This window comes from Chryseobacterium sp. GW821-FHT04C04 (genome assembly GCF_059420365.1).
This window is the reverse complement of the sequence record NZ_JBWKTO010000006.1, coordinates 368,812-382,083: the sequence shown is the minus strand read 5'-3', so window position 1 is coordinate 382,083 and position 13,272 is coordinate 368,812. Positions and strand designations below refer to the sequence as shown.

At 36.9% G+C, this 13,272-nt stretch carries 10 protein-coding genes; 2 read left to right on the top strand and 8 right to left on the bottom strand.

Going from position 1 to position 13,272, the window contains the following annotated elements; translation table 11 throughout:
• The first annotated feature begins 14 nt into the window (after positions 1–14).
• Together AC07UM_RS21345 and AC07UM_RS21340 are read left to right on the top strand one after the other, a co-directional pair.
• Complete coding sequence (locus AC07UM_RS21345; RefSeq protein WP_494684541.1) at positions 15–1,190, top strand: Pycsar system effector family protein; 1,176 nt, start codon at positions 15–17, stop codon at positions 1,188–1,190.
• Positions 1,191–1,211: 21 nt separating this feature from the next.
• A complete protein-coding gene (locus AC07UM_RS21340) occupies positions 1,212–2,135 on the top strand; it encodes a bestrophin family protein (protein WP_494684540.1) in 924 nt (307 codons plus the stop codon).
• Positions 2,136–2,143: 8 nt separating this feature from the next.
• Here AC07UM_RS21340 and AC07UM_RS21335 read toward each other — a convergent pair whose 3' ends face one another.
• The 8 genes from AC07UM_RS21335 to AC07UM_RS21300 form a co-directional block, all read right to left on the bottom strand.
• Positions 2,144–4,456 (bottom strand): GAF domain-containing protein, encoded by a 2,313-nt coding sequence (locus tag AC07UM_RS21335; protein WP_494684539.1) that lies wholly within the window; start codon positions 4,454–4,456, stop codon positions 2,144–2,146.
• 150 nt (positions 4,457–4,606) lie between these two features.
• Complete coding sequence (locus AC07UM_RS21330) at positions 4,607–6,661, bottom strand: S41 family peptidase (RefSeq protein WP_494684538.1); 2,055 nt, start codon at positions 6,659–6,661, stop codon at positions 4,607–4,609.
• Positions 6,662–6,838: 177 nt separating this feature from the next.
• Positions 6,839–8,218 carry an NADH-quinone oxidoreductase subunit N gene (locus AC07UM_RS21325; protein ID WP_494684537.1) on the bottom strand — a complete coding sequence of 460 codons (1,380 nt, stop codon included), beginning with the start codon at positions 8,216–8,218 and terminating at the stop codon, positions 6,839–6,841.
• A 124-nt stretch (positions 8,219–8,342) separates the two neighbouring features.
• The gene (locus AC07UM_RS21320) at positions 8,343–9,836 is read right to left on the bottom strand and encodes a complex I subunit 4 family protein (protein ID WP_124530870.1); all 1,494 of its coding nucleotides are present in this window, start codon (positions 9,834–9,836) and stop codon (positions 8,343–8,345) included.
• A 2-nt stretch (positions 9,837–9,838) separates the two neighbouring features.
• Complete coding sequence (gene nuoL, locus AC07UM_RS21315; protein WP_103232052.1) at positions 9,839–11,752, bottom strand: NADH-quinone oxidoreductase subunit L; 1,914 nt, start codon at positions 11,750–11,752, stop codon at positions 9,839–9,841.
• A gap of 2 nt (positions 11,753–11,754) precedes the next feature.
• A complete protein-coding gene (gene nuoK, locus AC07UM_RS21310; protein WP_089696983.1) occupies positions 11,755–12,084 on the bottom strand; it encodes an NADH-quinone oxidoreductase subunit NuoK in 330 nt (109 codons plus the stop codon).
• Between the two features lie 4 nt (positions 12,085–12,088).
• Positions 12,089–12,586: an NADH-quinone oxidoreductase subunit J family protein gene (locus AC07UM_RS21305; RefSeq protein ID WP_494684536.1), complete on the bottom strand. Its 498-nt coding sequence runs from the start codon at positions 12,584–12,586 to the stop codon at positions 12,089–12,091.
• Positions 12,586–13,143, bottom strand: a complete 558-nt coding sequence (locus tag AC07UM_RS21300; protein ID WP_040996950.1) for a NuoI/complex I 23 kDa subunit family protein — start codon at positions 13,141–13,143, stop codon at positions 12,586–12,588. Before AC07UM_RS21300 ends, AC07UM_RS21305 begins: the two co-directional genes overlap by 1 nt.
• Positions 13,144–13,272 lie beyond the last annotated feature (129 nt).

Here is a 13,272-nt window from a genome sequence, read left to right as displayed (position 1 = left end):
ACAAAAATTCAGGAATGAGCATTCTACACAAAGCTAAAAATTATGTTGAAATCTTATTCAAAGATAAGTTATCTTCAGTATATTTTTATCATAATTTTATCCATACTGCCTATACAGTCAATAAGGCGGAGGAAATCATGAAAAATACTCCTGTCTCTGAAGAGGATCAGGAGAAGGTACTCGTCGCATTATGGTTTCATGATACCGGGTATATAGAATGTGCTATGAACCACGAGGAAAGGAGCGTAGAGGTTATGAAAGCCTTTTTACACCAGGAAAATTATCCGGAAAACTATATTGCAGATGTTGAAAAACTGATTCTGGCTACGAAAATACAATACGAACCTCAGAATTTGTTGGAAAAAATCGTAAAAGATGCCGATTTCAGTCATTTTGCAGGTCATGATTACAGTGATATTTCCGATGCTTTGAGAAAAGAATGGGAATTGACGAATGTAAGATGTTTTTCCAATGAAGAATGGAATGCCGGAAATCTGGATATGCTGAAGAATAAGCATACTTTTTATACTGATTATGCCAAAGAAAACTGGGAACCTCTGAAAAAGAAGAACATTAAAAAGATCGAAAAGAAGCTGGAAAAAGAAGAAGATAAAAAAGAGAGTAAGAAGGAGGTTTCAGAAGGAAAAAAGGAAAAAGAAAAATCAGACAGAAGTGTAGATACTTTATTCAGAGTAACCCTTAACAATCATACGAGACTGAGCGATATTGCAGATAGTAAAGCCAATATCCTTTTATCAGTAAATGCGATTATTATTTCGGTCTGTCTTTCTGTATTGGTTCCAAAGCTGGATGCTCCTAAAAATTCACATTTGATTCTTCCAAGCTTCATATTGCTGTTGTCAAGCGTACTGACCATCATATTTGCGATCTTGTCTACCAAACCGAATGTGACCAAAACTACGTTTACCAATCAGGATATTGCGAATAGAAAAGTAAACCTGCTGTTCTTCGGGAACTTTCAGCAGATGTTGTTTGATGACTATCATAATGCGATGAAAGACCTGATCAAAGACAGAGATTATATCTATGATTCTATGGTAAAAGATTTATACTATCTGGGGAAAGTTCTTGACAGGAAATACAAGCTTTTATCCATTACCTATAAAATCTTTATGGCCGGGATTATTATTTCCGTTTTGTCTTTTGGGATCGCATTCCTTAGTCTTTAATTCAAAATAAATAAATAACAAATGATAGTCAGACAGCGAACGAATTGGCTGAAAATGCTATTTATATGGAAAGGATCTGTGCTGAAGAAAATTGTAGTTCAGCTCACTATGATCACGCTGTTTTCTTTGGCTATCTATTTTTTTAAAGGGAGAATCTTTGATTATAAAGTACATCTTAATCCTACCATTTTTACGCTGATAGGATTGGCTCTTGCCATTTTTATGGGGTTCTGTAATTCTGCGAGCTATGACCGTTTCTGGGAAGGAAGAAAACTTTGGGGGTCACTTGTGATTGAAACCAGGTCTTTGACCAGGCAGATTTTATCATTAGTAAACGACTCTTCCCCCGAAGCCAAAGAAGAAAAACAGAAAATCATTAAGCTGATCTCCGCATTTTCCTGGTCGCTGAACTTTCAATTGAGAGATAAAACCGGTACAGAGCATCTTGAGAGATTACTTTCTCCGGAACAACTGGCGCAGGTAAAGGATAAAAAGTTTATTCCAAGTATTATTCTGGGATTTATTGCCGACTGGCTCAACGAGCAAAATAAAAAAGGAAATATAGATACCATCGTGATGACTTCTATGGATCATCAGTTGAATCAGTTTTCTAATATTTCCGGAGGATGTGAGAGAATTTACAATACTCCGTTACCGTTTGCTTACAGTGTTTTGCTGCACCGCACTGTATATCTGTATTGTTTCTGGCTTCCTTTTGGATTGGTAGATTCTTTAGGATGGATGATGCCTCTGATCGTTCTGTTGATCAGCTATACCTTTATTGCTCTCGATGCCATTATCCAGGAGATTGGCGAACCTTTTGGTGAGGAAGAAAATGACCTTGCCCTGAACAGTATTTGCCGTACCATAGAGTTTTCTATTTTTGAACAGGCAGCAATTCCTCAGGGAGAATTGAAGAAACCGGATACTTATTTTATAGATTAAAATAATATTTATTCCTGCGGAAGTGTAAAAGACACTCTCAGCGCCAGCAATCCCGTAATTCCCTGAAGATCTTCTACCTTTAAGAATTCTATATCACTTTGTAGAACTCCTTTTTTCTGAAGTTTTGAGATGTAGTCCAGGTATTCCTTCTGGTTTTCCATTCCGAAATAGACGATGGTGATTTTTCCGGGAGCGGTGATACGTTCCGAAGAATCTTTGACATGAGCTTTATCCAGACGCTTTTTAATGATCTCGTAATAAGAATTGTAGGCTCCGTCTACATCGAAGCGTTTTTCATCCATTCTGAAACGGATGTCTATTTTTTCATTATACACAAAGATCAGCGAGGCAATATCCAGCTGTATAGGAAGATCTTTTTTGAAAGACTGGAAATCAAGCTCCATTTTACAGATGGTTTTCAGCTGCCAATATCTTAGTTTGTGAACAACTTTTGAGTTATAGTGAAGCTCGGGAGCAATCGTAGGACCAATGTACAGGTTATGTTCCACACCATCGGATTTAAACCTTTCATAGTAATGGGGGAAAATTTCCTGCGCTTTTACCTGGCTTTCGTCAAGCATATCAGCAAGCTTTCTATTAACCAGAGTGATAGAGTCATCCAGTTTTTTTCGATGGTTGTAAAACAGGTCTGTTGGGGCAAAGATATGTGAAAAATAGTCTTTGATCTTTGCCTTTATTTCTCTGGAAGTCCTTACTTCAAGTTTTCCCTGTAGAAAAGGATGGATCTCTTCCCTTAGTAATCTCTGGAAGCGCTGTTCCGTATCAGCTTTGATCTCATTATTCAGTTCATTTTCAAAAATATCCAGTGCCAGCAGAAATTTTTCAGAATCGGAATTGGTGAGTAGAAAAATCTCGTTAAGCCATTCAATCTGCTGATTGAGATCCTGCAGCATCAGGTTATAGCGTTTTTCCGAAGAAGAACGAATATCTGAAACACCAAATAGCGGAGTAAGGGTTTTAAATGAGATCTGCTTTAAGGTATATATTTTTTTTCCCAGTGATGCCGTGAAGTATTTTTCAGCTTCATTTCTGAACTTCCAGACTACACTGTCGTGGATCGTCGTATATTCACGTTGGATAATGGCTTCTATCTGATAGTTTTTCTCAAAGTAGAATCTGTTCAGAGAGAAAAGAACCATATCCGTGAAAAATTCCAGTTTTTTAAGTTTCAACCCATTGAAACTTCCGGCAATAGGAGAGGTAAACTCCATGATAGCAAGGAGCTCTCCATCTTTCATGATCGGAATTACCATAAAGCTGTTGACGTTATTATCCTTTAAAATACTAAAGGAAGGAAGCTGTTTTACATTTTCATCGAGTTTGTTTACATTGGAAACAACTACTGGTTTTGAATTATGATTTAAATTATTAAATGTACTCTTACGGGTCTCTTCATCAAAAGTGTTGATCCAGAAATCAAGAATATGATTGGTAAGAAGACTTTCGTAAATAGGAAGTTTATCAAGTTTCTGTTCTTTTTTGTTGAAAGTCATCAGCCCAAAGCTAAGTTCAGGGACATCAAAATAGGATTTGAAAATTTCAGTCAGGTTTTCGTTAGGATTCAAATTTTCAGGATCAATCTCGATCATGCTTGATTTCAGGTCAGAAAGTGCAACTTCAGAGGTACAGTCTACCAGTGAAATGATGGTGAATCCTTTTAATATCCATGATTGGGAAGGGAAATATTTTTTCCACAATTTAAAATCATCCAGGTTTTCCAGAAGCATTTCCAAAATATCATCAGATGGGATCCTGGCATCTTCTGTGGGGCTGATTTCCGTAAAGTCTGAGTTGACAGTAATCTTATAATGTTTCATGATTCCCTGTTTGTTGGGAATATCATAATACAACGGAATCGTGCTTTTAATATCTTTTTTAAAGTAGCTCTGAAGAATCAGACAACAGCAGAACACATAAAATTCATTATCTGAAATATTTCTGAGTTCTATTTCGAAGTCTTTTCCTGCATCTTTAAGAATATCTTTAAACCTTTCTGTATAATTGAATGTGATGTTAGAAAGAGGAATACTTGCCGCTTTGATCTCATTTTTGGTAAGACCGGTTGGGAAAAGATCGGCAAGCAGCAATCTGATGAGGTCTTCATGTTTTTCGAGAAGAGCCGTATCCTCAAATCCTTCCCGAAGTTCTTTAAAATTTTTGGTACTCTCGATCAGGGATTCTGCATAATTGACTCTATATTCCAATCTATCGTTATATCGGATATGCTCCAGAACATCCAAATATTTTTTGAATGATATATAAACCTGAAAAGGAGAGTCTTTTTTGTAGAGATTAGCCAAGAGCTGAAATTTAGAGTAAAGTTATGAAAAAAGCGGAATATGGGTAGAGTGGAAATTTTATTTTATTGTACATAATTTACAGATACTTTGGGAAATATTGCAATGTATTTTGTAATTCTTTGCTGTTTTTTGGAAAGACAGATTACTAGGTTATTGATTAATAAATTCTATTGCTTTTTCGATCAGAGGATCCTTTCCGCTTCGTATGGATTGTAAGGTCTGCTTGACCTGAATATCAATAGAAACGCCTGTTCTTTGGGTTCCTTTTCCATTAGGGTAATATATTCCCAGTCCACTTATTGAAGTGCTTACTCCACCAGGAAGAAGTATTTTGGAAACATCTCCGTCTGCACCTGCTGTTTGAGAACCAATCACAGCAGACTTGGGAGCTGTGCGTAAGGCCATTGCAAGGAATTCTGACGCGCTTTGCGTTGTTTCATCCACTAAAATAGCTACTTTACCTTTGTAATAATTACGGTTTGTTTTCCCAATTTTTGCATTTCCATTCACCTCAAATTTTCCGGGATGGTGTAATGATGTTGCTTTAAATTGAGCAAATTCTTGGGAAGTGGGAAAAAAATAATCGGAAAGGATGGAGGTTGAAAACTCTCTAGGATAACATCGGAGATCAATGATCATTCCTTTTTTATTCATAAATTTTTTCATCACCGTATGAATTTCCTCTTTTGTGATGACAGCAGGGTAGATGTACCCAATATTATGATCCAATTCTTTATGTGTCGGAATACTTTTTTCCACAATTTCATCCTGGCCGGGTATTGTTTTTAAACTGATATCCGAAAGTGTTCCATTATGGTGTTGTATGGTTATGGCGATATCATTTTCATTTGTTTTGAGAATGATACTGCTGATATCTCTGAGAAGAGCAGCTTTGTTGGAAGCAGGGATATATTTTACTTTTTCGGCCAGAATATCATTTACTTTTTTGTGGTTGATCTCTGTGATAATATCTCCCACGGCAAATCCCGATGCTGTATTTTGTTTCCAGATGTCTGTGATGACCAGTTGATCACCGATAAATCGGGTTTTCAAAGGGGCTTCATTGATGCCGTAAAATTCATCAATAACACTTCCGAAATCGTAAATGCAGGCATGGGTATCATTGATCTCTTTAGTAAGTTCCAGCAATGCCAGTTTGTAACTGAGTTCATCATCGGTATGAACTATTTTTGGAATGTAATCTTTCAAAACAAGATCCCAGTTCTTTCCTATGACGTCTTTATAAGGGAAAAAATAATTGATGCTATTCCAGTAACGGAATAATGCAAGAAGTTTCATTCCGTCATCATTCCACTTCATCCGTGGATAGGACTCTTCATTTTTAAATATTGGATTTCCTTCATTCGGAACCCAATCAATATAATAATTTTCTTTGATGTCTGTTTTTATACCGGTACTGAAAGATCTGCTCCAGCTGTATAATAAGGCGTCAAAGTTTTTAGAATTTATATAGGGTAGAAAACGAAATAGCTCATAATCCCAATTGAGATTTCCTTTTGAATTTTCCGGGCTGTGATACTTCAAATATCCCCACGTTTTCCCCAATTGATATAGGTTATTGATTTGTTGTTTATGGAGCCCGTTAATCCTGAATTGAGAATCGAGAAAGAATTCATCGGGAGATTGGGATAAGTCTTGAGGTGAAAGTTCTTCAATATTTTTTCCGTCTATATAAAGTTTAAATTGATCAAACAAGGCTTTGCCTTTTCCTTTAAGAAATCCACCAATCATAATGGTATTGGAGGCTTCAGGTATAATAGCGGTTACCGTGTATTTTTTCCAATCTGTAGTTCCGTTGAGGTTTTCGGTTTGGATGTCTTTTGATTCAATGTTAATTTCCTGTTGATCTTCAAAAGTTATAAACAAGCCTGCGGAGTTTTCCACATTTTCTGTTTTGATATAACCTTCCAGTGTTACTTCTTTTCCCCGGTAGCTGTTCATAAGAATATACGCCATTCCTCCAGTACGGTCTGTCGTATCAGATTGAAGACTTACCGATTTTTTCCCTGAATGAGGTTGGGTTGACTCTATTTTTACCTTATTGTTTCCCCAGCTGAACCAGCCGTCAGATAAGAGATTATTTCCTGTTTTTGATTCAAACCCGAAATTATAATCTTTAGTATTCTGAGAGTGACAAGAGATGGATAGCAGCGTGAAAAATATGAGGTAAAAAATGTTTTTCATATTCAATTAAAAGAGCGTGGTGTATAAATTAACAGATACAAAAGTTAAGTGTATGCGGAGTTTCCTGGTTTTGTTTTTTCAAATATAAGCTTTTGTTTTTATCCATATATGCACCCTGCTTACAATAAAAAAGCACAACTGAAAAGTTGTGCTTTTTATTATCTTAAAATTCAGATTTTACAATCCGAACATTCTTGCAAAAAGGTCAGGGAAAATTCCCAGAATGATAATCGCTGCAATGATAACTACCGCAACAATGTTGTAAGTAAGTGTTACTTTTTCTGATGACTTGAATGTAGACTCTTTAAAGAAGAACATTGAAATGATCAGTCTTAAATAGTAAGCGATAGATAGGGCAGAACCTAATACGGCTACCAATACTAAGAAAGCAGCACCGTTCATCGCTTGGGAGAATAAAGCAAATTTCCCCATAAACCCAGCTGTTAACGGAACTCCCGCCATTGAAAGCATAGAGATCGATGATGCTGTTGCTAATAAAGGTTCAGTTTTTGCCAATCCTTTGAAGGCTCCAAAAGATGTTTCTCTTTTTAATTTCTCTACCCAGATCAGACACATGAAAACTCCTACTGTAGATAAAGAATATGCAAATAGGTAAAAGGCAAGGTTATATGTAGAAAGGCTTGTCATTCCGAAGAATACCAATCCAATATATCCTGCGTGAGAAACTGAAGAGTAAGCCAGCATTCTTTTTGCATTCGTCTGAGCAAGACCCATAACGTTTGCCAATAATAAAGTAATGATTAAGAATACGCCTAAAACGTTGATCCATTCATGGGTAACTCCGGCGAAACCAAGAGTCATCAATCTGAAGAGCGCAAAGAATCCAGAGATCTTTACCACACTTGCCATGAAAGCGGTGATCAATGATGGAGAACCTGCATATACATCAGGGCTCCACATGTGGAAAGGGGCTAAAGCTACTTTGAATGCCAATGCACAAAGAATCAGTAATACTCCTAAGATGAACATTACATTCCCTGAGTTGGCTACTCCGAAATCATGGATCTTATACAGATCAAAACTTCCAGCACTTCCGTAGATGAACGCAATACCGAACAGTAAGAAACCTGTTGCAAATGCACCCATTAGGAAATATTTGATAGAAGCTTCGTTTGATCTCAGATCAGTTTTGTTAGCTCCAGCCATTACATATAATGGAATAGAAAGGATTTCAATACCCAGGAACATCGTTACCAGATTCTGATATCCGAAAAGGATAATCCCTCCACATAATGCAAATAGCATCAATGCATATAATTCTGACTGGTGGCTTCTGTGATTGCTGAATGCAAAACCTCCCAGGAAGAATAATAATAAAGTTGTTACGATTGAAATTTTAGTAAATAACGCCGTATTGTCACTGTACTCATACATATGCTTGTAATGGTCGAAGAACGCACATTCAGGCATAAAACTTACGTACAATGCGATGATTAATCCTAAAATCCCAATGTATCTTGCGAATTTTCCTTGTTCGAAAACTCCTGAAAATAACGCAATAACTGCCGTTAGGAAAACAATAATTAAAACACTCATAATATAGATTTGAGATGTGAGATCAGAAGTTTAAGGTTTCAAGTTTCAGGTTCAATAGGCTCCTGTCTTTCCTCTTTTATGCTTCTTAATCTCTTAATTTTTTAATTTTTAAATCTTTAAATTCTTAATTAGCCATTGCTGTGTAGATAAACTTCACCGAACTACCCACCATGTCGATTACCGGTTGTGGGAAAATACCAAGTAAAATCACAAAAACCGCTAAACTTGCCAATACAGAAAATTCTACGCCGGATAAATCTTTTGCTGTGCTTAAAACTGCTGCATCTCCTTCTCCGAACATTGCTTTTCCGTAGAATCTCAATAAATACACCGCACAAAGAATTACCGTAAGACCAGCAATTACTGCTGCTGTTCCGTTAAAATCATATACAGACTTTAATAGAATAAATTCCCCAATGAATCCATTAGTTAATGGAACTCCCATTGAGCCTAATATAATGATCAAGAACAATACTGCAAATTTAGGAGCTACTTTAGCTAAACCACCCATTTGTCTGATGTCTCTTGATTTAAATCTCTTGTATAAAATATCACAACAGTAGAATAATCCTACGACGTTGATCCCGTGAGCGAAAGTCTGTACCAAAGCTCCTTCTGCTCCTTCTACATTGAAAGTTCCTCTAAGAGTAACTACTGCTGAAGCAAAGATCCCGGCTACCATCAGTCCTACGTGAGAGAAAGATGAATAGGCAATGATTCTCTTCATATCCGTCTGGATAATAGCAATCAAAGCTCCGTGAACAATTCCTACGATAGCAAGGATGATCACGATCTGCCCTGAAATTCCCGCAATCGGAAGAGGAGTGATGGGTAGTAAATAACGCATTACACCATAGATTGCCATCTTAAGCATGATCCCGGATAACAACATCGATCCTTGAGTAGGAGAGTAGGTATAGGTATCAGGCTGCCAGGTATGGAAAGGGAATACCGGTAATTTCACTGCAAATGCAAAGAAGATAAACCAGAATACCACAGTCTGTTGTGTTTCGTTCAGTTGTGCATTGTATAGATCCGTTAAAGCGAATGATGCAGAGTGGTTGTACACATAGATCAATCCGATTAACATAAATAAAGATCCAACGAATGTATATACGAAGAATTTCGTAGTGAATTCAAACCTTTTATTTTCTTGTCCCCAAAGTCCGGCGATAAACCAAATTGGAATCAATGTTACTTCCCAGAAAATGTAGAACAACAATCCGTCTAGAGAAGTAAATACTCCTATAAGACCGAACTGCATCAACAGAATCAATCCGTAGAATGTATTTCTGTAGTTTACATTTTCATTGAAAGAAGATAAAATAATAATTGGAGCCAGAATATTGGTCAATAATAAAAGAAGCATGCTCATTCCATCGATACCGAAGTGAAGAGAGCTCTTCATAAATTGTGACCATGGATAATTGATCTCATGCTGCAATACACTGTCTACTGTCGGAGTAAAATCGAAATCCGAAAGTATATAGAATGTTACAAGCATTTGTATCAATGCAATTCCAAGCGCCAAATATTTGCTGGAATTACTCTTCCATGCAAAAACTAATCCCGAACCTACTAGGGGTAATAGTAATAATGTTAATAATAAACAAGACATTATTATTGTAATAAAAAGTTAACAATTAATATAATTCCCACCGCTAAAGACATGATAAGGATATATGTCTCTACATTTCCGTTCTGTACACGCTTCATAGCTTTACCGCTGTCTTCAGCACCATCACCTACAAAGTTTACAAAACGGTCTAAGATACCCTTATCAAACATTTTTCCTCCGCGTCCTAATCCTTCAACAGTTTTTACAATCAATGCGTTGTAAAGTTCGTCAATATATAATTTCTTAGCAGAAAGCTTTTCCCATCCGGTGTAGTTCTCTTCTGCAATAGCCATCTTTTTCTTACTTACATAAGTATTTCTAACGATGAACCATACTGTAAAGAACATAAGCACTGTAGCTGCTAATAAGATCATTTCAGTATTGAAAGGTACTCCGGAAAGAGTAGCTTCCATCTGGCTGTAGCTTTGTTCCGTAAGAACAGGCTTTAACCATTCCATCAGTTTGGCATAGTGCCCGTGCCCGATGAAGTGTGGCAGGTTGATAAAACCTCCGATTACAGAAAGAATAGCCAATACGATCAATGGTAATGTCATATTTGACGGGCTTTCGTGTAAGTGGTGTTTTTGTTCTTCAGTACCTCTGAATTCTCCATGGAATGTAAGGTAGTATAGTCTGAACATATAGGTTGCAGTCATTGCCGCTAAAACAAACAAGATTACCCAATAGATTGGATTTTTTGCGAAAGCCGCTACTAAAATTTCGTCTTTAGAGATCATCCCTGATAATAAAGGGAAACCTGAGATGGCTAATGTTCCGATCAGGAATGTAGCGTGTGTAAGAGGAATATATTTCTTAAGACCTCCCATGAAACGCATATCCTGCTCGTTGCTCATTGCGTGGATTACTGAACCTGCACCCAAGAATAATAAAGCCTTAAAGAATGCATGTGTCATTACGTGGAACATTGCTGTTGTATATGCTCCAAGACCTAAGGCAATGAACATAAATCCAAGTTGTGAAACGGTAGAGTATGCCAATACTTTTTTGATGTCGTTCTGACGAAGTGCATAGAATCCTGCTAAAGCAGCAGTCAAGAACCCGATCAGTAAAATTCCTCCCTGTACTGTAGGTGCTAAAGTAAATAAGAAGTTTGATCTTACTACCAAATAAATCCCTGCAGTCACCATCGTTGCCGCGTGGATCAACGCTGATACAGGAGTAGGCCCGGCCATCGCATCCGGTAACCATGTATATAAAGGAACCTGAGCCGATTTACCGGTAGCACCGATGAATAAACTCGCTGTGATAAAGATGATCACTGTTCCGTCTAATTCAAATTTTGAAGCATTTTCTGCTACAGAAAGATAATCTACAGCATTTGTCTGAGAGGCAATCATAAAGATACCGATCAACAAAGCAAGGTCACCAATTCTGTTCATGATGAAAGCTTTTCTTGCTGCTTTACCGTATTCTTCGTTGGTGTACCAGAATCCGATCAACAGGTAAGAACAAAGACCTACCCCTTCCCATCCGATGAATAAGATAAGGTAGTTGCTTCCCATCACTAAAAGTAACATAGAGAAGATGAAAAGATTCAGATAAGTAAAGAACTTGTAGAACCCTTTATCATGACTCATATATCCGATAGAGTATAAGTGGATCAGTGAACCGATACCTGTAATGATCATCACCATCATTAAAGAAAGCTGATCAATCTGGAATCCAAAATTGATTTGAATACCATTTACTCTAAACCATTCAAAAGCTTTTACGATTACAGGCTGGCTTTCAGAATTGAAATTCATAAAAAGACTTACAGCGATACAGAAAGATCCGAAAACCATTGCTGTAGCCAAAGATCCCACCAATATTTTTGGAAGATTTTTCCCGAATAAACCGTTAATAAGAAACCCTAAAAGTGGTAAGAGTACTATTGCATATACTAGATTCTCCATTCCTATCCTCTTAATTTATTAAATATACTCACATCTACAGAACGGGTGTTTCTATATAGCATCGCAATAATTGCCAAACCTACCGCTACTTCAGCAGCTGCTACCACCATAATGAAGAAAACTAAAAGTTGTCCGTCGCCGTTGCCTTTGTACGCTGAGAAAGCTGCCAATAAAAGGTTTACAGAATTCAGCATAAGCTCTACACAGCCCAGAATCACAATAGCATTTTTTCTAAGCAATACTCCCATTACTCCCAGACAGAACAATACTGATGAAAGAATGATGAAGTATTCCAAAGGGACGCTTTGTATAAAAGTATTTACTTCTCCCATAATTTTATAAATCTTTTTTACCGATTAATACCGCGCCTACAATACCTGCCAGAATTAGGATGGAAGCAAGCTCAAACGGTAAAACATATTCATTAAACAAAAGTCTACCCAGATTTTTCGTAAGACCAACACCTCTGTCTACATTTTCAACCACAATATGGTTGTCTTTTACTCCTCTGAAAACGCCTAATACTCCTACTAAAAGAATACCTGCAGTAAAAACTCCAACAAATTTTAAAGTATTGTTCTTCTTACTTTCGTCTCCTTTATTAAGGTTAAGCATCATTAAGATGTAAAGGAAAAGTACCATGATGGCACCTGCGTACACTATAATCTGGATAATTGCCAGGAACTGAGCATTCAAAAGAATGTACATTCCTGCAATTGAAAACATCGTAACAATCAATGACAGAATAGCATATAAAGGATTTCTTGCAAACACGAAGTAAACCGCACTTGCCACTGCTAAAAACGCCACCAAGAAAAATAAAAACTGATCCATTATTTTACCGCATTTTTTTGTTTCTCGGATTGTCTTGTCGTGATATCAATCCTTTCATTTATTTTTTCAACTAATTTATCTTTTCCGTAAATGAAAGAACCTCTGTTGGTTTCTACATCTACCAATCTATCGGTAAGATAGATCGCAGATTTAGGACAAGCTTCTTCACACATTCCGCAGAAAATACATCTTAGCATATTGATTTCATATACTGAAGCGTACTTTTCTTCTCTGTAAAGACCTTTTTCCTCTTTAGTTCTTTCAGCAGCAGTCATCGTAATGGCTTCTGCAGGACAAGCTACCGCACACAGTCCGCAAGCTGTACATCTTTCTCTGCCTTCTTCGTCTCTTTTCAGAACGTGCTGGCCTCTCCAGATGGTAGTTCTCGGCTTCTGTACTTCCGGATACGAATATACTGCGGGAGCACCCTTTATCACGGTTCTTACAGCATGCTTAAATGTAATCCCCATCCCTGTAAAGATCGCAGGCAAGTAGATTTTTTCAGCAAGGGTCATTTCTTTATTGGAAACAACTTTTGATCTGTTTGTAAGTTTCATTTAATTATAGATATTAGATGTTAGACACCAGATTTTAGACTAATCTTGTCTGCTATCTTAATTATTTAATATTGATGATTGAATATGATAGGCTAAAGATAAAATTTTGATTTCATTATCAAATTTTCA